Below are 23,598 nucleotides of genomic sequence, written 5' to 3' on the forward strand. Positions count from 1 at the left end.
TACATATTTCATATCGCAAACCAAGTTGACAGTATATAGCTAGATGGGTAACATGTAATATATCACATGCAATATTTTATTGATTAAGCTAAGACATTTAATATTTTAAGAATAGAAGGAGACATGTATGCAGGACATGACAGCATTAAAATACATGACAAATGAGAAGGCGCGTAAAGTAGAATTTAAGAAAATATCAGTGGGATTTATGGATAGGAATATGGCCCAAAAGGTTAGAAACTTCCATAAAAGTTTTCCTGAATATGAAGTCACTCCACTGCACAGCTTGAAAAATTTGTCATGCAAGCTCAATGTAGGGAACATATGGATAAAAGACGAATCCTACAGATTCGGATTGGGTGCTTTTAAAGTATTAGGTGGGTCCTTTGCTGTCGGCAAGTATCTGGCAGATAGACTGAATATGGATATTTCAGAGCTTTCTTTTGAAAAGTTGAAAACCGAAGAGATTAAGGGACAATTGGGCGATATTACTTTTGTAACAGCTACAGATGGAAATCATGGTAGAGGGATTGCTTGGGCGGCTAGCCAGCTAGGACAGAAATCTGTCGTGTTTATGCCAAAAGGATCTTCTGAAGTTAGATTAAATCATATCAGAAATGAAGGGGCAGAAGCCTCTATTACGGAACTAAACTATGACGACACTGTTAGGTTGGCCAGCACCTATGCTTCTGAGCATCGTGGGGTTTTGCTGCAAGATAGTGCATGGGAAGGCTATGAAGAAATTCCAACTTGGATTATGCAAGGCTATGGGACGTTGATAGATGAGGCATTGGAACAGATCCGAGTGGCTGGAGATGATTATCCGACGCATGTATTTTTACAGGCAGGTGTGGGTTCATTTGCAGCAAGTATACTGGGATATTTGATATCTCATTTTGGTGAAAAAAGACCGACAACGGTTATTGTTGAGCCTAATGAAGCAGCGTGCATCTATAAATCAGCGGCGGAAAATGACAGAAAACCTCATGCTGTAACAGGTTTTATGCCCACGATTATGGCTGGACTTGCTTGCGGGGAACCTAGCACAGTGGCTTGGGAACTATTGAGAGATTATGCGGATATGTATATCACCTGTTCGGATTTTGTATCGGCAAAGGCAATGAGGATGCTTGGAAATCCATTACCTGGTGATCCCCAAATTATATCTGGTGAGTCTGGCGCTGTTGGCTTAGGTGTTTTGAGCTTGTTGCGGAAGCAAGAAAATCTAATAGAAGCTGCATCTCAGCTACAATTAAATGAAGACTCCAGAATCCTCATCATAAGCACGGAAGGAGATACAGATCCCGAGGCATACAGACAAATTGTATGGGAAGGCAAGTATCCTTCTTTTTCATGAGAATGAGCAAAACTTTTAAAATGAAAAGAGGAATGCAAAATGGTATTTAAAAGTTCCAACCTATGCATTGATGAAGCACGTTTACTGGATGGGATTCAATCGCTTGGCCGAATGGGACGTGACCCTGAGCAAAAGCTGACCAGACTGGCAGCTTCTGCTGCAGACATGAGTGGTCGTGACGCCTTGGTAGCCTGGATGAAGGAGGCTGGTTTGGAGGTTGTGGTTGACCGTATTGGAAACATCTTCGGCATATGGAAAGGTGCAAATGATCCTCAACTAGCTCCGGTGCTGATTGGGTCGCATATTGACACAGTGATCAATGCCGGTGTGTACGATGGTTGTTATGGTGTGCTTTCTGGTCTTGAGGTTATTCAGACATTGCAGGTTTCTGGCTTTATTCCTGCTCGCTCTATTGTTGTGGGTGCTTTTACGAACGAGGAAGGGGTTCGTTATGCTCCTGATATGATGGGTTCGCTGGTATATGCAGGTGGACTCTCGCTTGAGGATGCATTGGCCTCTGTGGGAACAGACGGCACTATATTGGGAGAAGAGTTGGTGCGCATTGGGTATGAAGGAACAGAGGAGCCGGGTTTTATGCTGCCACATGCTTATGTGGAGCTTCATATTGAGCAGGGCCCGGTACTGGAAAGTGTCGGCGTTCCAATTGGTGCAGTTGAGAACCTTCAAGGAATATCCTGGCAGCGCGTTACTATTGAGGGGGTTGCCAATCATGCCGGGACTACACCAATGTCGATGCGCAGAGATGCGGGACATGCAGCAGCCAGTGTCATCACATTTTTAAGAGACCGGGCGACAAGGTCGCAGACGCCTACGGTGGCTACGGTTGGTTGTCTTAGCATGGAGCCTAATGCGATTAATGTTATTCCTTCACGCGCCACGTTTACTGTTGATTTGCGTGATCCTGATGAGCAGAGATTGCAGGCTGAAGAAGCGGCGCTGACCGAGTATCTTAGAGAACTTGCAGCTTCCGAAGGGGTAACCATCACCACCGAGCGAATGGCCCGTTTTAAGCCGGTTGCTTTTGATGCCAACATTGTGGAGTTGATAGAGGCTGCTGCCATGCAGCGCGAGCTGCCCTCCAAGCGAATGACATCCGGCGCTGGTCATGACGCTCAAATGATGGCTCGCATTTGTCCGGCAGCTATGATCTTTGTCCCAAGTATTGGCGGCATTAGTCATAATCCGTGCGAATACACGCCGAAGCCGGATCTGGTGGCCGGAGCCAATGTACTATTAGACGTAATTAAACATCTTGCTGGTGATGTATAATACGAGCTATTTCATCAATTTAAAACCAATAAATCAAACGGGGTACCCATGGTTCAAAATCTGCGGTACTCCGTTTTTTCTTATTCAAATGAGTACAAATTGACTTTTTGCAGGCAGAGCGTTATATTACAACTTATTATAAACCTTTTAATAAATACTGGAAAAGGAGTGTATTCAAATACAACCAGTCTCCAATAATACCATTCGGGTTAAACAAATTAATGTAGAGTTAGTTAAAAACACACTGAAATCCAAGGAATATGCAACCAAGTCATCCATAGCCAGTATCACAGGTCTTAGTGTGGCAACCTGCGGAAATATTCTAAATGAGCTTCTTCAAACCGGGGAAGTATTAGAGACGGAATTGGAAGAGTCGAACGGCGGACGTCCAGCTAGACGGTACAAATATAACGCTGATTATTCTTATATTATCTGTTTAAATGTGAAAACGGAAGGCTGTATACATTCTCTTACTTATGCTGTAGCCAATTTGCTTGGTGATATCATCATCGAGAATACTTCCATAGTTCCCCATATTGATTATGAGGTCATAGAAACCCAAATTGGAGAGCTGATTAATAACTATGGAAACGTCAAAGCCATTGGGATTGGCATCCCTGGGGTTGTTCATCAAGGGATTATCGATGTTTGTGATCTCGACCTGCTCATAGGAGTCCCTGTAGGTCCACGACTTCAAGATAAATACGGATTAGAAGTAACCATTGAAAATGATATGCATTTGACAGTCTACGGATTTTATAACATGCAGAATTATGATGAGGATAAAACCTTTGCTATTGTTACGTTTCCCAAGGACAATTTCCCGGGAGCGGGTTTTATTGTCGACGGACATTTGTTAAAAGGAAATACCAAGTTTGCGGGGGAGGTGTCCTTCTTACCCTTTGATTTAACAAGAGAGGAACAGCTTAAACAGTTAAATAGCATAGAGGGATTTGTTCCTCTGGCGATCCAAACGATAACTTCCATTATTGCGATTATAGACCCTGTATCTATCGCTTTGACTGGAGAGTTATCCAAGCCGACTCTGTTGGACGATATTTATAACGGCTGTCTAAAAGATGTACCCAAAGAACATATGCCCGAGATTTTTGTGAAAAACGACACGCATGATGAATACATGTATGGGTTGATTTCGGTGACCCTTGAAAGTCTGACGTACAATTTGCAATTGGTGGAGAAAAGGAAATAGGACATCGTTCAATAAAGCATGAGAGGATGAGATTAATGACTCAAAAATCGATTGCATGGACTACAGGGACATGGACTAATCACCCTGTATCATCCATAGAAGAAGACCAGTTTCTTAAAGTTGAAACCAGAGAAGGAAGCGACTACTGGGAAAAAACTTTGTATGGATTTGAACGCAGTAGCGGACATTCTCTGCTTACAGACTGGGAAGAAGGCTCTGCCATCGAAGTCACGTTTCAATTAGGCTCATTTACGGAGCTTTACGACCAAGCCGGTATTATGTTGTATCAAGGACAGCAAAAGTGGATTAAAGCTGGGATTGAATTAAATGACGGAATTCCTCAATTAGCTGTCGTAGTCACAGATGGCTATTCCGATTGGTCATTAGCTCCTGTACCTGAGTGGGTAGGGAAAAATGTCACGATTCGTGCTTCACAGCTACAGGATGCAGTTATCATTAGAGCCCGAACCGAAAATCAAAGCTGGCGCACCGTACGTGTAGCACGTTTTCCTTATGAAACGGGACAACAGGCGGGTCCTTTTGCCTGCGCGCCGACTCGAGCCGGCTTTCAGGTTATCTTTACACGTTGGGTAAGCACTGAACCAGATAGAGATATTCATGTAGATCCGCCAATTAAAGAATAGTCATTTTACTCAATAATAGAAGAGTTATAAATATGGGAGTACTTATTGGAGATAATACAGTTATAAGCTCTAGAAGTTTTTAAAATAATACTTGACATGAAACGCGTTACAAACCTTAAGATTCATTTAGAAGTACTTATAACACATTAGCATAGAGGTAACATATTTCTATTTAGTTAATGAAAAACATCAGCAAAGGCGGAGAAAATATGAGTACACAGTTTCCAAAAGATTTCCTGTGGGGCGGAGCAGTTGCTGCTAATCAGCTCGAAGGCGCTTATCAAGAAGATGGAAAAGGCTGGTCCATTCAGGATGTAACTCCTCGTGGTGGCTGGGGGCCCGTTACGGATGCCCCAACAGAAGATAACATGAAGTTGATCGGTATTGATTTTTATCATCATTATAAAGAAGATATCAAACTTTTTGCGGAAATGGGCTTCAAAGTATTCCGTACTTCTATTGCATGGTCACGTATCTTTCCTAAAGGTGACGAACTGGAGCCTAACGAAAAAGGCTTGCAATTTTATGATGATTTGTTTGATGAACTTCACAAATATGGAATTGAGCCACTCGTTACATTATCTCACTATGAAACACCTTTACATTTGTCCAGAGAATACGATGGTTGGGTAAACCGTAAGCTTGTTGATTTTTATGAGCGCTATGCTACAACTGTATTTAATCGCTACAAAGATAAAGTTAAATACTGGTTGACTTTCAATGAAATCAACTCCATTCTTGAAGCACCATTCATGAGTGGAGGAATTAGCACACCAAAAGATCAACTTAGTGAGCAAGATCTTTATCAAGCTATTCACCATGAGCTTGTAGCGAGTGCAAGAGCGGTAAAAATCGGTCATCAGATCAACCCTGATTTCAAAATTGGCTGTATGGTGCTGAGTATGCCTACTTATCCGCTGACACCTAATCCAGACGATGTGATTGCTGCGATGGAATTTGATCACAGAAACATGGCATTTGCCGATATTCACGCAAGAGGTCAATACCCTGGTTACATGAAACGATTCTTTAAAGAAAACGGAATTTCTATTCACTTCGAACCAGGTGATGCCGAAGATTTGAAGCATACCGTTGATTTTATCTCGTTCAGCTATTATATGAGTACTTGTGAGACAGCTGACGAAGCTAAAAAAGTCAAAGGTGAAGGTAACATCCTTGGTGGTGTCAGCAATCCGCATCTCGAGGCAAGTGAGTGGGGCTGGCAAATTGATCCGCAAGGTCTGCGTTATGTACTGAATACGTTCTATGATCGCTTCCAAAAACCACTGTTCATCGTTGAAAATGGCCTGGGCGCCGTTGATGAACTGATCACGAATGAAAAAGGCGAAAAAACGGTTGAGGATGACTACCGAATCAACTACCTGAATGATCATTTGGTTCAAGTTGGAGAAGCTATTGAGGACGGAGTAGAGGTTTTGGGCTATACGTCTTGGGGATGTATTGACCTTGTCAGCGCATCGACCGCTCAGCTTAAAAAACGTTATGGCTACATTTACGTAGACCGTCATGATGATGGCAGCGGTACACTTGAAAGATTTCCGAAGAAATCGTTCCATTGGTACAAAGAAGTTATTGCTACGAACGGTGAAAGCTTGAAACGTTAATTTATAAATAAACCAGTGATTAAGTATTAAAGGCTTATAGATAGCGACCGCTTCTTCTCTTTTACGAAGCGGTCGCTAATTTTTTAGGGGTATTAGCAACCGAATTACAAGCTGAAGACGAAAGAGCTTTCATGAATGATTCGTAAGCGTTATTTATTGATAATTGATGATAAATAGATTGGACAAAAATGAAGTACTGAGATATATTAATACTTATTAAAACATTAATAATAACTAAAATAAATAATTGAGTCCAGTATAAATTAATGATTTTTTAATGATGAGGGCTGCAGAAGGAGGAAAATAATGAAGATTGAACATGTAGCGATCTGGGTGAGAGACTTAGAAAAGATGAAAAGCTTTTACGAGCAATATTTTGATGGAAAATCTAACGATAAATATTATAACGCTACAAAAGGATTTGAGTCCTATTTTATCACCTTTGAGGATGGAGCAAGGTTAGAGGTTATGCGTAAAACGGAAGTAGATCATTCACCACAGATAAATATTACGGGCTGGGCTCATGTGGCATTTTCCGTTGGAAGTAAAGAACTGGTGAATGAAAAGACAGAGCAGCTCATGCATGCAGGATATGAAGTAGTGGGCCAGCCAAGATTGACAGGTGACGGCTATTATGAAAGCGTAATTAAAGATCCAGAAGGTAATTTGGTGGAAATTTCAATGTGAGTAGCTTTCCAGTTCTGAAGAGTTGATTGAAGAACGTTTATACGCCAAAAGTCTCTGTCACGAATATAATCAGCTTCATCCTAGAAATATCGAAGAACGAGAAACACTCATCAAAACTTTACTTGGGAAGACAACTGATAGATTCTTGATTGAGCAACCTTTTGTGTGTGACTATGGCTATAACATTGAAATCGGTGAAAATTTCTATAGTAACCATAATACGATCATGCTTGATGGGGCAAAAGGTGTGATCGCTGCTGGAAACCCATGTAAGGTAATCCGTAAAATCACCGAAGATGATAAGACCAAGTACAAAAGGAACTAAGAATAAACTACAGTTCACTCGGAGCTGTAGTTTATTGTCTTATAAGAGTGTTACCAAACAAAAGAACAATTTTGCACAGATTTGTTCAGGGAATAATGCAATAATGTACTTAAGTGGAATATTTTTTAGCCTATTCAGAAAGGAAAGAACAATCATGAAATTGATGTTTATATCAGATATTCACGGCTCATTACACTGGTTGCAATTGGCACTGGAAAAGTACAGGGAGGAGAAAGCCGATCGTCTTGTTCTGCTCGGAGATTATATGTACCACGGACCACGTAATCCGTTACCAGAAGGGTATAATCCGGCAGAAGTGGCCGCTCTGCTGAATAAGTACAAGTCCCATATTGCGGTTTCTGTGCGCGGAAATTGTGATGCAGAGGTGGACCAGATGCTACTGGAGTTTCCTATGATGGGTGATTATGCTTTGTTGCACCATGAAGGACGGAGAATCTATGTCACGCACGGACATGGCTTTAGTATCGGAAATTTACCACCACTGGAAGCGGGAGATGTGTTCATCCAGGGACATACTCATATTCCGGTAGCGGATGTGGAGAATGGGGTCTTTATACTGAACCCCGGTTCGATCTCGCTGCCAAAAGGAAACTATCCATCCTCTTACGGTGTGCTGGAGGGAGCACAATTCACTGTGAAGGATTTTGATGGGAATACGGTGAAAGCAATCACGTTTTCAAAGTAATTTATTCCAATGTGAATGTAAATTATTAAAACTTTTCCGCTTCGATTGAGACAAAGATCATATTATTGTATGATAGGAGCGGAGTCTACATTATGAAAAAGAAAGAGAGCTTCAATACATGCAAATTAAGGATTCACATTATAAGATGCCGCCTGAATGGGCGCCACATGAACGCACGTATATTTCTTGGCCTGTAAAATCTTCAATGGTTTACCCAGATATGCATGCTGATGTATGCAAGGGCTATGCCGGAATTGTACGCGCCATGGCGGAATTTGAACCAGTTACTGTGGTCGTAAATCCGGATGATCTGGAGAGCGTTAAGGCGCTTGAACTTGGGGAACGGGTAGAACTGCTGCCAATTGAGCACAGCGATGCGTGGCTGCGTGACAACGGCCCTACTTTTCTCACAGACGAGCATGGTCAGTTGGCAGGTGTAAACTGGAAGTTTAATGCCTGGGGTGGAAAATACGCTCCATGGGATCTAGATGACCAGGTTGCGCCGCAAATTTTGGACCAACTTGGAGTTCCACGGTTTGATGCACCGCTTGTGATGGAAGGCGGCTCATTGCACGTAGACGGCGAAGGCACACTGATTACAACCGAAGAGTGTTTGCTCAATTCCAACCGAAATCCGGAATTAAGCAGAGAAGAAATTGAACGGTATGTATGTGAGTATACAGGTGTCGAGAAAATAATATGGCTAAAACGTGGTCTTAGTGGCGACGAAACAGATGGCCATGTGGACAATATTGCTTGCTTTGCAGCTCCTGGCAAGGTCATTATGCAAGTATGTGATGATCCTGAGGATGAAAATTACGAAATCACGCAGGAAAATCTGCGTATTTTGGAGCAAGCAACGGATGCTCAAGGCCGTAAGCTGGAAGTGATTCGGATCGGCCAGCCACCGCGCGTGGATTATGAAGATAGCCGATTGACACTGAGCTATATTAACTTCTACTTTGTGAATGGCGGCATTATTTTGCCGGTGTTTGGCGGCACTGCCGCTGAGAGCGATCTTGCAGCTGAGCAAGTGTTGGCAAATGTATTTCCAGATCGCACCATTCGTACTGTAGACGGTATGGCGGTCATCCGTGAAGGCGGTAACGTACACTGTACGACCCAGCAGATGCCTGCTGTAAATCGTTGAACGATACAACATCTAAAAGGAGGACTAACGTGAGAAAAGTAAAAGTGGCAGCAACTCAAATGAGCTGCTCTACCAATATCGAAGAAAATATTAGTAAAGCAGAGAAGTTAGTACGTGAAGCGGCTGCGCAGGGCGCACAAATTATTTTGCTGCAGGAGTTGTTCGAGACTCCATATTTCTGTCAGAAGGAAAAGTCTGATTATTATTCATATGCAACTGAGCTGGAGCACAACAAGGCGGTTAACCATTTTAAGAAGATCGCCAAAGAATTACAGGTTGTGCTGCCCATCAGTTTTTATGAAAAGAAAAACTACGCGCGCTACAACAGTCTTGCTGTCATTGACGCAGACGGTGAAGTGTTGGGTAAATACCGCAAAAGCCATATCCCTGACGGTCCTGGGTATGAGGAAAAATTTTATTTTAATCCGGGCGATACCGGTTTTAAAGTATGGAATACACGTTATGCCAAAATTGGGGTAGGTGTGTGCTGGGATCAATGGTACCCAGAGGCGGCCCGCTGTATGGCGCTCATGGGCGCAGAACTTTTGTTCTATCCGACAGCTATTGGCTCAGAACCACAGGATTCTGCCATTGATTCCAAAGATCACTGGCAGACCTGCATGCTGGGTCATGCGGCTTCCAATCTGATTCCAGTCATTGCTTCCAATCGGATTGGAACTGAAACGGACGAGGACTCCAGTATTACATTCTACGGTTCTTCCTTTATTGCCGGACATCAAGGTAACAAGATCGCAGAAGCGGGTCGTACCGATGAGGAAGTGCTTACTGCTGAATTTGATCTGGATGAGCTGGAAGTAGGACGGATTGAATGGGGCATTTTCCGTGACCGTCGTCCTGAACTGTACAATATGATTGCCACCTATGATGGTGATTTAAAAGTATAATCTGTATACGGATAGACAAGTCTCCCTTGACGTCAAGCTGGGGTGTTTCCTTTCATTGGATTCACCCGGCTTTTCGGGCAGGGGATTTTGGAGCGTGTACCCAACGGTTTCAAAAGAACGGATCGGTAGGTGGTCCGGAATATAAGCATGATTTTTTCACACAAAAGGGACATTCCTCACAGGTTTGTTCCTTTTTTATGTCTTAATCCAGTTAATCCATAGACTGAAACTATGATTCACTACATAAAATAGCATTAGAATTTATGAATTAGATGATATAAAATCAAACCATAAGGAATGATCGTACTCAATAACATCTCGATATTCCTAAAAGTGAAAAAAATCACATATAAAAATGCTTTAATGGAAGCTTGAACATGAAATTTGTAAACTCGCAAGGAGGAAGAACAATGAACCACTATCCTGCTATCTTTGAACCTCTAACCATACGACGCATGACCTTGAAAAATCGGATTGTTATGCCCCCGATGGGAACTAACTTTGCTGCCATGGACGGAAGCTTTGTTCAGGATCATATTGACTATTACGTGCAACGGGCCAAAGGTGGTACCGGCTTGATAACAGTAGAAAATGTTTGTCTGGATTTCCCAATGGGTACGAACGGAACAACCCAGTTGCGTATGGATAACGATCAGTTTATTCCCGGACTATTTAGATTAACAGAAGCCCTGCACTCTTATGGAGCTTGTGTTTCTGTACAAATTAACCATGCGGGTGCTTCGGCTTATGTGGGAAGACTGAACGGAGTTCAGCCTGTATCTTCTTCGAATATTCCTTCCAAAAAGGGCGGAGTGATTCCAAGACCTCTGCAAAAAGAAGAAATTTACTCCATTGTGCGCAAATACGGAGAAGCAGCGGGAAGAGCGCAACGAGCAGGATTTGACTGTGTTGAAATTCATGCGGGACACTCCTACTTGCTGAGTCAGTTTCTTTCGCCGATGTATAATAAACGCACGGATGAATTTGGCGGAAGCGCAGAAAACCGTACCCGTTTTGCCAGATTAGTCATTGATGAAATTCGTTCAGTGGTGGGTCCATTTTTCCCTATTTGCTTACGGTTTAGCGCGGAAGAGTTCACAGAAGGTGGGAACACACTGGAAGATACACTCGAGTTATTGGAGTATCTTAATGATGAGGTAGATATTCTGAACGTTTCTGCTGCTCTGAATGATTCCATCCAGTTCCAGATTGACGGGATGAACTTGCCGGATGGTTGGCGCTCATATATGGCCAAAGCAGTAAAAGAAAAATTCGGGAAGGTCACGATGACCTCAGGTAATATTCGGAACCCACAGGTTGCGCAGAATATTTTGGAGAGAGGTGACGCTGATCTTCTGGCTATGGGTAGAGGCTTGATTGCAGAACCGAACTGGGTGCTTAAAGTGCAAAACGGCTACGAACATTTGCTTAGAAAATGTATCTCTTGCAACATTGGTTGTGCGGATCACCGTATCTCCAAAAGTAAACCGATTTGCTGTACGGTAAATCCGGATCTGTTCAAGGAAGCTGAATACCGGAAACAACGAGTTAAGAACAATGTTCGGGTTGTAGTTATTGGTGGTGGGACCGCTGGTATGGAAGCTGCATGTACGGCAGCCGAAGTAGGCTGCAAAGTAACCCTCTTTGAGGAAAAACCAGAGTTGGGCGGCTTGGCTCGTGATATTGCCCGCCTGCCAGACAAAACACGCATCAATGATTTCCCTGATTATCTGATTCAGCGCACCAAACAGTTAACCAATCTGAACATTGTAGCAGGTACCCGAGCCGATTTGGCGATGATTAGTGCCCTGAATCCTGATATTATTGTCAATGCGACGGGGGCCACACCACTTCTTCCGCCCATTGCAGGTTTACATGAGCAACTGGGTAAACCAGGTACAAAAGTGTTCTCCATCTTTGATCTTTTGCACAACATGGAGAAATTCCAGGAATTTGAAGGTAAACGCATTGCTGTAGTTGGCGGCGGAGCCGTGGGACTGGATGTCGTCGAATATTATGCAGAGCGCGGGGCACAAGAGGTTTCTATTATTGAGATGATGCCGCTACTGGGTAAAGATCTGGATATGATTACCCGGATTTCCATGATGAAAATGGTAGAGGAGCGGGAAGTGAACGTCCATACGGAAACAGCTTTGACAGAAGTGTGTAGCGACCGCTTCAAAGTAAAGCACGGAGAACAGGAGTTTGAGATTCCTTTTGACCTTGGATTCGTATGCTTGGGTATGCGTTCATACAGTCCGCTGATGGACAGCTTGCTCGAATATGGTAAAGAACATCAAGTAGAAGTTATTAATATCGGGGATAGTAAACAAGCTCGTCGTATTATTGATGGCACACGTGAAGGTCGCAATATTCTGAAAACCATTCAACGGGTTAACGAATTTAAACATGAGTTTTCTTATTCTTACTGATTTGAAAATACAAGTGATGGGTGTTCACGATGGCAACTCAGTGAATATTGAGGTTGAAGAGACGGCTTGTCTTTTCAGCCTTTTTTATTTGAGTTTTTCCGGGAAGAGGATTGATTCCTCTGTCATTACGAAGGTAAACTATGGAAAGCATATATAGTAAGTAAGGCTATCTTAACTTGGGGGGATGAGCGTGAATCAACTCTTTAGTGAAATACCGGGTGCCAGCAGGTGGAGACACGTGGAAGAAATTCATAGAGGCTGGTCCAGTGACAAGAAATATTATATTCAAACCACTGACGGTAGGGACTTGCTGCTAAGAATGGCGGATATGGTTCATTATGATAAAAAGAAGCGCGAGTTTGAAGCTGTAACAAAGCTGAACCACGTGGAGAATCTGTTCATGTCCCGGCCGCTTGAATTTGGGATTTGTCATGATGGTCAATCTGTATATTCCCTGTTCACCTGGATCGAAGGGAAAGATGCTGAAGAGATTATCCCTACGTTGACCGCAGCACAACAGTATCAACTCGGGGTTCAAGCAGGAGATGCATTGAAAAAAATGCATGAGATTCATGCGGAGCAAGATCGAGTCCCATGGGCTGAACATTATAATGGCAAAATAAACAGATATATTACAAACTATAAGTCATGCGGTATTCCCCTAAAGGGAGCAGATCAAGCCATAAGCTTTATTGAGCAAAATCGTCAGCTATTAGAAAATCGTCCCCAGACTTTTCAGCATGGGGATTATCATGTGGGCAATATGTTGGTTACCCCATCCGGTGAACTGGGTATCATCGATTTTAATAGAATGGATTATGGTGATCCTTGGGAGGAATTCAATAGAATTACCTGGTGTGCAGCGTTAAGTCCTTTATTCGCTTCGGGCCGTATCCACGGTTATTTTAATAACCATGTACCTGATTTATTTTTTAGATTAATGGCTCTGTATATTGCAAGCAATCAGCTTTCATCGGTTCACTGGGCCATTCCATTTGGCAATAAAGAGGTGGACGATATGGTGCAACGAGCTGAAGAGGTTTTGGAAGCGTATGATTACTTTCAAACCTATATACCGAAATGGTATGTGCCCGGTTACCGCGACTTGTAAAAGCGAAGACCGCCCCTCCTGGGAGTGACGGTCTATTTTTTCTATTATTGTTTCTTAATCTTATACGTAAATTCCCAAACGGCTTGATGACCTGAGTAACGCCCACGGTTTTCAGTAACCGTCACTCTTAGCTTAACGGTAGAACCTTTGGCAGAAACAGAGGAGACCTTTACATTCTTGGTGGCTTCGCCTTCATCAGGAATTTTGTCTTGTTCCTCGGCATACGCATACAGCTTAATGCTGCCCCCTGATTTGACCTTTACCTTTTCGCTGTTGCCTTCACTAATGGATTGGCCCGCCACCTGGGCAGCAATGGCCCATTCGTTGCCTACGTGATCGTTGGATACCAAGGTTGCTTGTTGAAACGTAACGATATACGTTGATGTTGCTGAAGCTGCGAGCGCGTACGTTCCATTGAACAACAGGGATATTACTACCAATAGAATAGCCGATGCTTTCGTCCATACTCTATTCATTCGCCTGTCTCCTTCAGTTGGATATATTGAGGGAAATCCCTCTATTCTAATTATCGTTTGCATCAAACAAAATTGTTAATGGTTGGTAAAAAAAGAGTTTGACTTCTTATTGCATCACTTGTGATCTAATTTAACTATGACTTGAATTTATTTAGCAGAGAAAGGCAAGGGAAAATCTGATGAAAAAAATATACAGTGAACAAGAAATCATAGATATGACTATTAAGCTGCTTGAACAAACTTCAATATATGAAGAGCAGTATGAGCAATATGTAAGACGACCTTTCCGTACGGATTTTTATGATGATCTTAGTCCGTATGTTCAAGTAGGCAAGCGGGGTTATACGCTCCAGATGTATGAAAGAGGCATACAGATGCTGAACAAGCTTACGAAAGATGTAGAGGATGTGATTTATTGGATTATCGAAGATACGATTCACATCATTGCTCATCTAAATCTGCTTCGCAAATATAAAGTGGATAACATAAATACTCATTTAAAATATACCAAGGAGATCATGAAGGAGCTGACAACTGTAATGAACAAAGCCTTTTATGAAATTGGAGGAATCTATCAGGAATGGCATGAAGCAAATAGAAGAGGGGAGCTGGAGAACCCATTAAAGTAAAACATAAAACTTAAAGAAACAGTTGACAATCAGTGAGGTAAAATTTACAATTTGAAATTAGTGATAATGATTATCAATATCACTAATTTTAAGTATGTTTTGCACTTACTATATTTCAAAGGAGATTTACAACATGCATCGTATGATGAATAAGAAGTTTCACATGATTTTATGTGCACTATTCGTAGTGATTTTCGTTATTTCAGGTTGCGGGAATGCTGGCAGTTCCTCTGATTCATCTGCTAAACCCGCGTCGTCCGTGAAGGAAGAGACAAGCAGTGATTCTGATACGCGTACAGTCTCTACGATAAAAGGAGACGTGAAGGTGCCCGCTAATCCTCAACGGGTAGTCGTGAACTGGTATGTTGGCGATGTATTTACACTAGGGATTAAGCCAGCCGCAGTCATGGGGTGGAAACAAGAAACGATGCCTTTTTACGATAAGTTTAACGACATCCCCAATATTGAAAAGTGGGAAACTGAGGAAATTATGAAGTATGATCCTGATCTCATCATTACATATGATACAAAGGATTATGATAAGCTGTCTAAAATTGCGCCTGTTCTTGTGATACCTGAGGATAAAATGACCTCCCTAGAACGTTTGAAATTTCTTGGTCAGGCCACGGGACATGAAGCAGAAGCGGACAAAGTGATTTCACTGTTTGAAAGCAAGCTGAGTCAGGCCAAAGAAAAACTAAATTCCGACATATTCAAGGACAAAACGTTTAGCATTTTCGAAGACTGGGGCAGTGGCTCTTACGGAATATATTATGAAACAGGCTCACGTGGAGGAACGTTGCTTTACAATTATCTGGGACTTCACAAACCGGAAAAGCTCAACACATTGGTTAAAAATTCCGGAGAGAGTCGGGGTTCTTTATCCTACGAGGTAGCTGCTGAATACTTTGGAGATTATGTCCTTTGGTTTAAGCAGGAAGGCAAGGAATCTGAATATGCGAAGACAAAAATCTGGAGCAGTATTCCAGCCGTTAAAAACGGACATATCATCGAAATTCCAGCGAAATATGCAGGACTGTTCTATTATTCGGACGTTGCTAGTATGACGGGACAGCTAGATTATATTATTAGCAAATTGCTGGAACAGACTAAGTAACGATGCATAATTGACCAACTAAGGGTGTAATCGATGTCTACTCACAAAGAACCAAATAAAAAAGGAATATTTCATTTTGTAAGCTACATGATCGTGGGCGTGTTCCTGCTCCTGCTGGTTACCGCAGCATCTATTACCTTTGGTGCTGCGGAAATGAGCCTGAAGCTGGCATGGGGTGCTATATTTCAGTTTGATCCCAACATTACAGAACATCAGATTATTCACACCTTGCGTTTTCCACGAACCGTGGCAGATATCATTGTAGGGTGCAGCTTGGCTGTGTGTGGGGCAATTATGCAGGGAACCACTCGTAATCCACTAGCGGATTCGGGACTCATTGGCATAAGTTCTGGGTCGACATTTGCAATTGCGTTATGTATGGCCTTTTTGCCTGGTCGCACCTACGGAGAAACTATGCTGTATTCTTGTCTAGGTGCAGCAATCACTACAGGCATTACGTATTACATCGCATCTATAGGCAAGCGAGGAATGACGCCTCAGCGACTGGTGCTGGCAGGAATGTCCATCTCCATGCTTTTTGGTGCGTTTAGTACGTTTATCGCTATTAAGTATGAGATTGGCCAAGCCCTTGATTACTGGTCTGCTGGTGGTACAGCCAGTGCCAAGTGGGGTGAATTAGCTTTCATTGCGCCACTGTTTATAGTGGGTTTGATCTGTGCCATCGTGCTTTCTCCCTCGATTACGATTTTGAGCTTCGGGGAGGATGTGGCATCAGGCTTGGGTATTCGTGCGAACAGGATTAAGCTATTTTCAACCTTAATTGTATTAATTCTAACGGGGTTATCGGTTATTGTGGTCGGCCCTGTTGGCTTCGTTGGTTTGATCGTGCCACACATTATGCGCCATCTGGTCGGAACGGATTATCGGTATATTATCCCGGCCTCAGCTTTGTATGGAGCAGTCTTTCTGTTGGCGGCGGATTTACTCGGACGTCTGATCAATCGTCCCCACGAAACACCCCTTGGCATTATTTTTGCCTTGGTGGGCGTACCCTATTTTCTCTACCTTGTGCGCAAGCAGAGGAGGGAGTTTAGTTGAAACTGTCCCGTAATACCAGGGGGATTAGCATTATTTTACTGTTAGTAGTGCTGACGCTGCTAGTGGCTGTACTTAGTATGAATGTTGGGAAAATGAACCTTTCTCCACTCGAAGTTTTCAAGGTTATCATTGGCGAAGGAACGAGCAAACAGAACCTGATCGTGTTTGACTTTCGACTGCCACGTATTGTGCTTTCTATATTGGTAGGTATTGGCATGGGGATATCAGGCTGTATTATGCAAAGCTTGCTCAAAAACGACATGGCCAGTCCGGGAACACTCGGCATCAGCTCAGGCTCAGGGTTATTTGTACTTATGTATATTACGTTGTTCGCTAGTGAAGGATTGCTATCGCCTATTCTTCTTCCTGGGCTGGCTTTTGCAGGCGGCCTTACGGCAGCATTTTTGATTTTTATGTTTGCTTTCAGGCCGGGAAGAGACATCTCGCCTACAGGCTTAATTTTAACTGGTGTCGCTATGGGCAGTGGCTATAGCGCATTATCTCTGATGTTGACACTCCGGCTAGACAAGCAACAGTATGACTTTGCTCTGCGATGGCAGGCTGGAGATCTGTGGGGGGACGACTGGAGCTATATTATGGTGCTGCTCCCGTGGGTGCTTATCATTTGCTTTTACGTTTTTTACAGGTCGAACACACTCAATACGTTGAATTTGGGGAATCAGACAGCATCGGGGCTCGGCGTAGCAATTAAAAGGGAGTTTATCGGCTTGACGATTGCTGCCGTTGCGCTCGCTTCTGGTAGCGTGGCACTTGGTGGAAATTTCTTTTTTGTAGGCATGGTCAGTCCCCATCTAGCGCGCAAGCTAGTAGGGCCCAATCATAAGCTATTGCTACCTACGACGGCATTAGTTGGTGCACTCGTCATTTTGATTGCTGACACACTTACTCGGACGATTAGTTTTGGTGCAGATATTCCAACCGGAATTATTATCACCATACTGGTCACCCCTTATTTCCTTTACTTGCTGTCGAAAGCCAGTTAAATGCACGATAAATGAAGAGACGCTAACCCATGTCCATGCAAAATATGGCTGGGTTAGTATCTTTTTTTGTTACTACTTAGGTCTCCTTGTGGAAAACAATTCTTTCTCACATTCTGTTAGGATTTCCGGCCTTCGTGTTGAAGGGTGGGGATTGTAAAAAATTGATTTGCTATAAAGCTGAACAATTATTGTAGGAAACACATTATCATTGTAGGAGTTTTGATACGTTGGGCCAATAAATTGTCACGATTGTTCAAACTCAGCCTACTTAAAGCCTAATCCTTGGCATAATTCAAACCCAAGTGATAAGCTTGGTCCAGCAGCATTTCAAAATGACCGGAATTTGAACTCAGGGTCTCATATAAGAATTCAACCTTGGAATTGGAAACCCCGCAATAATCTGCAATTCCCACATTCAGCAAATGAGTAATCATTTCATCATACTTACGCTTTTTCATCTGTTCCTTCGAAACTCCGGCCAAGCCAATCCACAAGACATGCTGATGATGCAGGTAATTCGAACCGTACGCAAACCCATTGTTCCATACACGGTCAATATAACCCTTCAGCATAGCTGGCAAATTCCACCACCAAAGAGGAAAAATAAATGCCAATGCATCATGCTCCTTCATCCGCCTCATTTCCATTTCTACTTCAGGGGAAAAGGACTGTTCCGCAACTGTCAAATCCGGTTCATCTACTCCTTTTAAAATAGGATCAAAACCAATCTCATGCAAATCCAATATCTCATAATCGTGGCCTGCATCGGCAAGACCCTGTACGAAACGATCAGCAACCTTAAAGGTCAAGGAATCTTTTCTCGGGTGTGAAACAACGGTTAATACTTTCATGCTTCTTCACTACCTTTCTCAATAGTTTACTTCTGGGAATGCTCAATGCTTGATGCTATTATATACAGTAGGAAAATAATCTGGAAGTACGCACTTTCAAGTTCTATAGGATGGTACAGGTGCCATAGGAACATGGAAGTGCCCTAGGTAGATTCCCTAGAAACTGATCTGAGTAATGAATTGAAGTGATGGTTGTTCTGAGCAAACGAAGCCTTCTAAAGGAGGATTAAGAAATGACTGAACAGATAAAAAATAGGGTTCAAAAGAAGTATCAAGTTGGAGTGGAAGCGGCTTTAGAGGTGATGGGAGGGAAATGGAAGCCTTTAATTATCTATCATCTGATGACAGGACGGAAACGAACGTCTGAGTTTCGTCGGTTAATACCCGGCATTACACAAAAAATGCTGACTACTCAGCTCAGAGGCCTAGAAAAGGATGAGATCGTTACACGAAAGGTTTATAATGAAATCCCTCCTAAAGTGGAGTATGAGTTAACGGACTACGGCTGGGGATTAAAACCCGCGCTAGACCATTTATGCTACTGGGGTGAGGATCACCTGGATAAGATCCATGGAGACAAATCCAAGGTCTTGGAAGAATTCTAAGGCTGCTGTATAGAGTAACTTCAAGCTAATATTAAGCCCTCACAATGCATTCAATCAGAATAGCTTTCGAGGGCTTAATTGTCGTATAACAATATTAAAGACTAACTGTTGGTCATTCCGTTATCATAACTTAATTGCCATTCAATTCCGAACTTATCTTTAAGGCTACCGTAACATTTGCTCCAGAATGTTTCTTGAAGTTCCATGCTTACGGTTCCTCCTTCTTTTAATTTATGAAAGTACGATCGAATTTTCTCTTCGTCCTTATTGACGATGGCGAGGCTGATGTTGTTTCCGGCTACGAAATGCATACCAGGAAAAACGTCTGAAAACATGACATTACTACCATCAATTTGAAGCCGCGTATGCATGACCAAATTTTTGGCTTCTTCTGGTAGAGGATAATTGGGATTGGGCGGTGCTTCACCGAACGTCATGATTTGTGGTTTCTCAGTCCCAAATGCCTCTGCGTAAAACTCCGCTGCTTCACGACAGTTTCCATTAAAGTTAAAATAAACATCAACAGACATGTGTTTTACTCCTTCAAGAATCATAATTTTTCCATACTATACGATCTTATTTCATTATTTACCTGCAAACAAACAAAAATACAATAAGATCCGTTTTGCGAAAGTATTTGCGGCTTAACATGTTCAATTTTTTAAACAAATGGGCATGATGATCAAAGTAATGGTATGATAGCTTAGTTAAATCTGAACGACTAGTAATGGAGTGATCATATGGGTGGAAAAAGCAAGGGCGGCGGAACCGGCAGAGGTACAGGTAGTAAGGGCTGGACACGCTGGAACAAAACTGCGAAGCCAGTAAGGACAAAAAGCGCTTCTACAAGCGCACCGGGAAGCAAAGCGGCACGTGGCACAAAAGGCGGCACTGCCAAACCAACAAGGAATAAAAGCGGCGGTAACAGTAGCAAATAAGCCGGGAAAGTATACGTTGTCGTAAACGGCGAACATCTGATTAAGCAAGAACAATCAGGTGTTTTTTTAATTATTTTACTTAAACTCGCATATTATAATCAGAAGCAGGTGAATCGTGAGAATTAACAAGTACATCAGTGAGACAGGATTCTGCTCACGTCGGGAAACCAACAGGCTGATTGCAGCAGGACGAATTACGATTAATGGAAATGTTTGTGAAGCGGGCGCAGAAGTAGAGCTACAGGATATCGTGCTAATTGATGGGGAAGTTATCCCGCTTAATTCCAGTGAACCTGTATATTTGGCTCTGAATAAGCCTATAGGCATTGTTTGTACCGCAGCGGAGCAAGTGGCTGGCAATATTATTAGTTATATTAACTATCCTTCGCGGATTTTTGCCATCGGCAGGCTAGACAAAGCGTCAGAGGGACTCATTCTATTAACCAACGATGGAAGCATTGTCAATCAAATGATGCGTTCCGAGAATGGTCATGAGAAGGAATATATAGTGACTGTAGACAAACCTGTTACAAACGAGTTTACGCAAGCCATGTCTCGTGGCGTTGAAATATTGAACGTCATTACCAAACCGTGCAAAATTGATCGTACAAGCGAATACGAGTTCCGCATTATTTTGACGCAAGGTCTGAACTTGCAAATTCGCAGGATGTGCAAGGCTTTGGGGTACAGGGTGCTAAAGTTGGAACGTGTTCGAATTATGAATATTACCTTGGATCATCTGGAACGGGGCCAATGGAGACATCTTGAGAGGGAGGAACTGGAGTTACTTCTTGCTAAATTGCAATAATGATTACAACAAGAGCAAGTCCCCTAGCCCAATAGGCGTCTTCCATGTCCTTTGGACGTGGTGGAGAGGCTGGAATTGGCAGTATGTTCATACAGCCAACGCAACTTTAGTGATACTTTTTATTTAATTTCAACGATACCTTACCCACCAGCCATAGCACAATAGGAAACACGATACCGAAAATCATGGCGTAAAAAGGCCATACTGAAAAAAACTTGATTAAAAATTGCATATTTGGCCAAATAGAATGAACCATTGCCAATGCGATTAGGATCAGAGGAACTAAGAGAGAGTTAGCGCTTCGAAGACGAAAAGCATCTGCAAGCCCTTGCGCTGAAACATATAAAAGCAGTGCGAGTCGGAAAAAAATGGTGACAAACCAAAACACTGCAACGAAAATTTCAAACCGTTGAAGAAACTCTCCGTTACTGATTGTTCGGTTAATAAAAAAAGTAGGAAATGTCAAATTAGATACAACACCTTCACTCATCACGGCGATTATTTGTAAAACCATGAAAAAATACATGCCGCCGCTAATCAAAGCACAAGTTATCACTGTCTTTCTCCACTTTTTTGGATCGGGGATGTACTGTGCAAAAAAAAGATACAGAATTGCCTCAAGGTAGGGAAAGGCAAACAAATTGAACGATGCGAGAACGATAGGGTTCAAACCATACTCAAAAATAGGGAGCACATTATCTATGGTGGTATCAGAAAGAAGGGTAATTCTGACCAACAGATACAGAACCAGAAGGAAAAAAAATAGGATTTCCGCACAACGGCCAATTACAGCAGGGCCAGATCGAACGGCAAAATAAATGACTATAAGCATAATGAAATATATCGAGTCGGAGGGAGTTTCCGGCATAATAGCTGTCGTGATAAAGTCGCCCAGATTTCGAAGTGTCATAATGAACACAAGAAAGGGAAAGAAAAAAATGAAAACGATGCTAATCGTCCCGCCCAAGGGACCGAAGAGGCAACGGAGATGCTCTACGAAAGATTTCCCCTGCATTTGCCTAGCGATGGAGGCATATAAAGGTATCAATAACAGATGGAAACCTAAGGAGACTGGGATGGAGAGCCAGGCATCTTGTTTAGCGACAGCGGTAATTACCGCTGGGAGCACCAGATATGCGCTTCCTATTTGATACAATGCAAACCACAAAATAGCTTGTCGAACTGTCAAATTGGAATTCATTCCAACGCCCCCTTAAGATAACATTTCTGTAAGAAACCTACTTATCGGTTGAAATAGGATTTGAACACCCGTCAGTGGAGTCGGCAGTTTAATGTTGGCGATCCGTAGGATAATCAATATAACGCCTATAATCAACAATATCGAGCTGAATACAATTTCACGCAAATAATGTTGCTCCTTAAATTTTTTAAACTCATACAACGATGTTAAAATGGAAGTTACGAGAATCACATAAAGCATTGCACTCACTCCTGATTGTGTATTCCCATATCGATTGGACTGGTAATGTCTCCGAACCGGACTAAACGATAATTGAGCTGAATATCCACTTTAAGCGTTTGAAATTTTTGTGGCCAATCCTCTTTCCATTTATGCCATTCACGTGGGTACTTGTGGTGAAAAGCTTCTCCAAACCCGAATATATCGGAACCGATTTGTTGTGCGTACGAAATGCCTTCCTTCAAAGAGTGTTCCAGATGCTCTTTAGCTGATTCTTGAAGATCTCTAAATGTCTCTTCATTCTTAAGGTTGACATTGCACGAGACCGTTCCGATATTGGATTCTGTATCCACAATAAGAGAAATGTGCGGCTCATGGTCTATTATTTCTGGACGCATCTTTACTTTGGAACGGATTACTTCAACAACAAATTTTCCTTTGGAATTCGGACAATCGATGGAAGCTACGGTGCTGGAAACACGGTTGGATATATAGGTAAAGGCTTTACTTTGTGAATCATCCATCCAATCGATAAGTCGGTCGCCCTTGAAAAGACCAATTCCAGTGAAAAAATATTTAACATGTTGGGGCGACTTTGTCACATTATCAATAGTTAGACCTTTTTCTAGGTTTGTCAGTCGAATACCGGTGAGAACCGGTTCAATGCCATCCTCTGTAAATTTTTGTAAAATATCTTTCACATTGACCGCGGAAGTTGGAGCCCATGCTTTTTCAGAAAGCCTTAATGCCTTATACATATCCATTGCAGGCAAGACCTCGGTCGGAGCTACAAAAGTAACGGCCTCCTTTGCCGTGTTTCCTCTGACAACGGCCAAATAGAAATCAGGCCGAACTTCATGATCACGGAACAGAAAGTCCAGCGGCTCCTTGATTCCTTTTTTTGCCGTTTTTTCATCAAAAATGACAAACTTTAAGTGAGACATATACATTTTTCGGGACGATTCCGTTGTTAATTTTCGAATAGCTTCAAATATGGTATCGGCGCGTTTGGAAAAAACAATCGTTGGCGTCCGTTCCATGGGGGAATTCTGAGACATTTGCGATGGGTCAACCACTTGTAAACTGACTTCATATTGGTCATCAACTGCATCAATGCCCAGAGCCATCACGACGGAAATTGCGCTCAATTCCTTACTGTTCCAGCAACCCGTAAGAAACACCATTAGCCAGATGCACATAAACAGTAATAAAATGGTGGATCGATACGAGTTCATGATGGTCTACTCCT

General features: G+C 42.5%; 25 protein-coding genes. 19 read left to right on the top strand and 6 right to left on the bottom strand.

Annotated elements, in window-relative coordinates; translation table 11 throughout:
- Nucleotides 1-127 precede the first annotated feature (127 nt).
- From dpaL to MHI21_RS12290, 12 genes are all read left to right on the top strand, one after another.
- Nucleotides 128-1,357: a diaminopropionate ammonia-lyase gene (gene dpaL / locus MHI21_RS12235; RefSeq protein ID WP_342420094.1), complete on the top strand. Its 1,230-nt coding sequence runs from the start codon at nt 128-130 to the stop codon at nt 1,355-1,357.
- A gap of 39 nt (nt 1,358-1,396) precedes the next feature.
- Nucleotides 1,397-2,647 carry a Zn-dependent hydrolase gene (locus MHI21_RS12240; RefSeq protein ID WP_328802607.1) on the top strand — a complete coding sequence of 417 codons (1,251 nt, stop codon included), beginning with the start codon at nt 1,397-1,399 and terminating at the stop codon, nt 2,645-2,647.
- Between the two features lie 301 nt (nt 2,648-2,948).
- The gene (locus MHI21_RS12245; RefSeq protein ID WP_342420095.1) at nt 2,949-3,857 is read left to right on the top strand and encodes an ROK family protein; all 909 of its coding nucleotides are present in this window, start codon (nt 2,949-2,951) and stop codon (nt 3,855-3,857) included.
- A gap of 35 nt (nt 3,858-3,892) precedes the next feature.
- Nucleotides 3,893-4,501, top strand: a complete 609-nt coding sequence (locus tag MHI21_RS12250; protein ID WP_103047531.1) for a DUF1349 domain-containing protein — start codon at nt 3,893-3,895, stop codon at nt 4,499-4,501.
- Nucleotides 4,502-4,710: 209 nt separating this feature from the next.
- Complete coding sequence (locus MHI21_RS12255) at nt 4,711-6,126, top strand: glycoside hydrolase family 1 protein (protein WP_342420096.1); 1,416 nt, start codon at nt 4,711-4,713, stop codon at nt 6,124-6,126.
- Nucleotides 6,127-6,432: 306 nt separating this feature from the next.
- Nucleotides 6,433-6,813 (top strand): VOC family protein, encoded by a 381-nt coding sequence (locus MHI21_RS12260; protein WP_342420097.1) that lies wholly within the window; start codon nt 6,433-6,435, stop codon nt 6,811-6,813.
- A 22-nt stretch (nt 6,814-6,835) separates the two neighbouring features.
- Nucleotides 6,836-7,138: a maltose acetyltransferase domain-containing protein gene (locus MHI21_RS12265; protein WP_341161543.1), complete on the top strand. Its 303-nt coding sequence runs from the start codon at nt 6,836-6,838 to the stop codon at nt 7,136-7,138.
- Nucleotides 7,139-7,292: 154 nt separating this feature from the next.
- Nucleotides 7,293-7,844: a phosphodiesterase gene (yfcE, locus tag MHI21_RS12270; protein ID WP_342420098.1), complete on the top strand. Its 552-nt coding sequence runs from the start codon at nt 7,293-7,295 to the stop codon at nt 7,842-7,844.
- A gap of 118 nt (nt 7,845-7,962) precedes the next feature.
- Nucleotides 7,963-8,994 (top strand): agmatine deiminase family protein, encoded by a 1,032-nt coding sequence (locus MHI21_RS12275; RefSeq protein ID WP_341161541.1) that lies wholly within the window; start codon nt 7,963-7,965, stop codon nt 8,992-8,994.
- Nucleotides 8,995-9,023: 29 nt separating this feature from the next.
- Nucleotides 9,024-9,899: an N-carbamoylputrescine amidase gene (gene aguB, locus MHI21_RS12280; RefSeq protein WP_025721082.1), complete on the top strand. Its 876-nt coding sequence runs from the start codon at nt 9,024-9,026 to the stop codon at nt 9,897-9,899.
- Between the two features lie 410 nt (nt 9,900-10,309).
- Nucleotides 10,310-12,331, top strand: a complete 2,022-nt coding sequence (locus tag MHI21_RS12285; RefSeq protein ID WP_342420099.1) for an FAD-dependent oxidoreductase — start codon at nt 10,310-10,312, stop codon at nt 12,329-12,331.
- Between the two features lie 190 nt (nt 12,332-12,521).
- Nucleotides 12,522-13,442, top strand: coding sequence for a phosphotransferase family protein (locus MHI21_RS12290; RefSeq protein ID WP_342420100.1), 921 nt, complete (start codon nt 12,522-12,524; stop codon nt 13,440-13,442).
- A 44-nt stretch (nt 13,443-13,486) separates the two neighbouring features.
- Here the strand turns inward: MHI21_RS12290 and MHI21_RS12295 are convergent, their stop codons facing one another.
- Entirely contained in the window at nt 13,487-13,918 is a 432-nt protein-coding gene (locus tag MHI21_RS12295) for a hypothetical protein (RefSeq protein ID WP_165179703.1), read from the bottom strand.
- 179 nt (nt 13,919-14,097) lie between these two features.
- Here MHI21_RS12295 and MHI21_RS12300 point away from each other — a divergent pair, with 179 nt between their 5' ends.
- The 4 genes from MHI21_RS12300 (at nt 14,098) to MHI21_RS12315 (ending at nt 17,727) form a co-directional block, all read left to right on the top strand.
- Nucleotides 14,098-14,547 (top strand): Imm63 family immunity protein, encoded by a 450-nt coding sequence (locus MHI21_RS12300; RefSeq protein ID WP_061830167.1) that lies wholly within the window; start codon nt 14,098-14,100, stop codon nt 14,545-14,547.
- Between the two features lie 133 nt (nt 14,548-14,680).
- Nucleotides 14,681-15,664 (top strand): ABC transporter substrate-binding protein, encoded by a 984-nt coding sequence (locus MHI21_RS12305; RefSeq protein ID WP_342420101.1) that lies wholly within the window; start codon nt 14,681-14,683, stop codon nt 15,662-15,664.
- A gap of 33 nt (nt 15,665-15,697) precedes the next feature.
- Entirely contained in the window at nt 15,698-16,723 is a 1,026-nt protein-coding gene (locus MHI21_RS12310) for an iron ABC transporter permease (RefSeq protein WP_342420102.1), read from the top strand.
- On the top strand, nt 16,720-17,727 hold the full coding sequence (locus MHI21_RS12315; protein ID WP_342420103.1) for an iron ABC transporter permease: 1,008 nt from the start codon (nt 16,720-16,722) through the stop codon (nt 17,725-17,727). Before MHI21_RS12310 ends, MHI21_RS12315 begins: the two co-directional genes overlap by 4 nt.
- Before the next feature lie 275 nt (nt 17,728-18,002).
- Here the strand turns inward: MHI21_RS12315 and MHI21_RS12320 are convergent, their stop codons facing one another.
- A complete protein-coding gene (locus tag MHI21_RS12320; RefSeq protein WP_322176160.1) occupies nt 18,003-18,578 on the bottom strand; it encodes an NAD(P)H oxidoreductase in 576 nt (191 codons plus the stop codon).
- A gap of 233 nt (nt 18,579-18,811) precedes the next feature.
- Here MHI21_RS12320 and MHI21_RS12325 point away from each other — a divergent pair, with 233 nt between their 5' ends.
- Nucleotides 18,812-19,183: a helix-turn-helix domain-containing protein gene (locus tag MHI21_RS12325; protein ID WP_160790722.1), complete on the top strand. Its 372-nt coding sequence runs from the start codon at nt 18,812-18,814 to the stop codon at nt 19,181-19,183.
- A 101-nt stretch (nt 19,184-19,284) separates the two neighbouring features.
- Here MHI21_RS12325 and MHI21_RS12330 read toward each other — a convergent pair whose 3' ends face one another.
- Complete coding sequence (locus tag MHI21_RS12330) at nt 19,285-19,713, bottom strand: VOC family protein (RefSeq protein WP_341161536.1); 429 nt, start codon at nt 19,711-19,713, stop codon at nt 19,285-19,287.
- Between the two features lie 210 nt (nt 19,714-19,923).
- Here MHI21_RS12330 and MHI21_RS12335 point away from each other — a divergent pair, with 210 nt between their 5' ends.
- A complete protein-coding gene (locus MHI21_RS12335) occupies nt 19,924-20,121 on the top strand; it encodes a DUF3934 family protein (protein ID WP_342420104.1) in 198 nt (65 codons plus the stop codon).
- Between the two features lie 115 nt (nt 20,122-20,236).
- Nucleotides 20,237-20,929, top strand: coding sequence for a pseudouridine synthase (locus MHI21_RS12340; protein ID WP_342420105.1), 693 nt, complete (start codon nt 20,237-20,239; stop codon nt 20,927-20,929).
- Between the two features lie 106 nt (nt 20,930-21,035).
- Here MHI21_RS12340 and MHI21_RS12345 read toward each other — a convergent pair whose 3' ends face one another.
- From MHI21_RS12345 to MHI21_RS12355, 3 genes are read right to left on the bottom strand one after another with little or no spacing between them, the layout of a single operon-like run.
- Nucleotides 21,036-22,130, bottom strand: a complete 1,095-nt coding sequence (locus tag MHI21_RS12345; protein WP_342420106.1) for an endospore germination permease — start codon at nt 22,128-22,130, stop codon at nt 21,036-21,038.
- Nucleotides 22,131-22,142: 12 nt separating this feature from the next.
- Nucleotides 22,143-22,370, bottom strand: coding sequence for a hypothetical protein (locus MHI21_RS12350; RefSeq protein WP_342420107.1), 228 nt, complete (start codon nt 22,368-22,370; stop codon nt 22,143-22,145).
- Between the two features lie 5 nt (nt 22,371-22,375).
- The gene (locus MHI21_RS12355; RefSeq protein WP_342420108.1) at nt 22,376-23,584 is read right to left on the bottom strand and encodes a Ger(x)C family spore germination protein; all 1,209 of its coding nucleotides are present in this window, start codon (nt 23,582-23,584) and stop codon (nt 22,376-22,378) included.
- Between the last annotated feature and the right edge of the window lie 14 nt (nt 23,585-23,598).

The organism is Paenibacillus sp. FSL H8-0168 (assembly GCF_038592955.1).
In the GTDB taxonomy this organism is placed as follows: domain Bacteria; phylum Bacillota; class Bacilli; order Paenibacillales; family Paenibacillaceae; genus Paenibacillus; species Paenibacillus polymyxa_B.

What these genes read in the sequence shown, in the direction of transcription:
- dpaL (WP_342420094.1), top strand. Translation starts at nt 128, where the DNA reads ATGCAGGACATGACAGCATTAAAATACATGACAAATGAGAAGGCGCGT.
- MHI21_RS12240 (WP_328802607.1), top strand. Translation starts at nt 1,397, where the DNA reads ATGGTATTTAAAAGTTCCAACCTATGCATTGATGAAGCACGTTTACTG.
- MHI21_RS12250 (WP_103047531.1), top strand. Translation starts at nt 3,893, where the DNA reads ATGACTCAAAAATCGATTGCATGGACTACAGGGACATGGACTAATCAC.
- MHI21_RS12255 (WP_342420096.1), top strand. Translation starts at nt 4,711, where the DNA reads ATGAGTACACAGTTTCCAAAAGATTTCCTGTGGGGCGGAGCAGTTGCT.
- MHI21_RS12260 (WP_342420097.1), top strand. Translation starts at nt 6,433, where the DNA reads ATGAAGATTGAACATGTAGCGATCTGGGTGAGAGACTTAGAAAAGATG.
- yfcE (WP_342420098.1), top strand. Translation starts at nt 7,293, where the DNA reads ATGAAATTGATGTTTATATCAGATATTCACGGCTCATTACACTGGTTG.
- MHI21_RS12275 (WP_341161541.1), top strand. Translation starts at nt 7,963, where the DNA reads ATGCAAATTAAGGATTCACATTATAAGATGCCGCCTGAATGGGCGCCA.
- MHI21_RS12285 (WP_342420099.1), top strand. Translation starts at nt 10,310, where the DNA reads ATGAACCACTATCCTGCTATCTTTGAACCTCTAACCATACGACGCATG.
- MHI21_RS12295 (WP_165179703.1), bottom strand. Translation starts at nt 13,918, where the DNA reads ATGAATAGAGTATGGACGAAAGCATCGGCTATTCTATTGGTAGTAATA.
- MHI21_RS12300 (WP_061830167.1), top strand. Translation starts at nt 14,098, where the DNA reads ATGAAAAAAATATACAGTGAACAAGAAATCATAGATATGACTATTAAG.
- MHI21_RS12305 (WP_342420101.1), top strand. Translation starts at nt 14,681, where the DNA reads ATGCATCGTATGATGAATAAGAAGTTTCACATGATTTTATGTGCACTA.
- MHI21_RS12310 (WP_342420102.1), top strand. Translation starts at nt 15,698, where the DNA reads ATGTCTACTCACAAAGAACCAAATAAAAAAGGAATATTTCATTTTGTA.
- MHI21_RS12320 (WP_322176160.1), bottom strand. Translation starts at nt 18,578, where the DNA reads ATGAAAGTATTAACCGTTGTTTCACACCCGAGAAAAGATTCCTTGACC.
- MHI21_RS12325 (WP_160790722.1), top strand. Translation starts at nt 18,812, where the DNA reads ATGACTGAACAGATAAAAAATAGGGTTCAAAAGAAGTATCAAGTTGGA.
- MHI21_RS12330 (WP_341161536.1), bottom strand. Translation starts at nt 19,713, where the DNA reads ATGTCTGTTGATGTTTATTTTAACTTTAATGGAAACTGTCGTGAAGCA.
- MHI21_RS12335 (WP_342420104.1), top strand. Translation starts at nt 19,924, where the DNA reads ATGGGTGGAAAAAGCAAGGGCGGCGGAACCGGCAGAGGTACAGGTAGT.
- MHI21_RS12345 (WP_342420106.1), bottom strand. Translation starts at nt 22,130, where the DNA reads ATGAATTCCAATTTGACAGTTCGACAAGCTATTTTGTGGTTTGCATTG.
- MHI21_RS12350 (WP_342420107.1), bottom strand. Translation starts at nt 22,370, where the DNA reads ATGCTTTATGTGATTCTCGTAACTTCCATTTTAACATCGTTGTATGAG.
- MHI21_RS12355 (WP_342420108.1), bottom strand. Translation starts at nt 23,584, where the DNA reads ATGAACTCGTATCGATCCACCATTTTATTACTGTTTATGTGCATCTGG.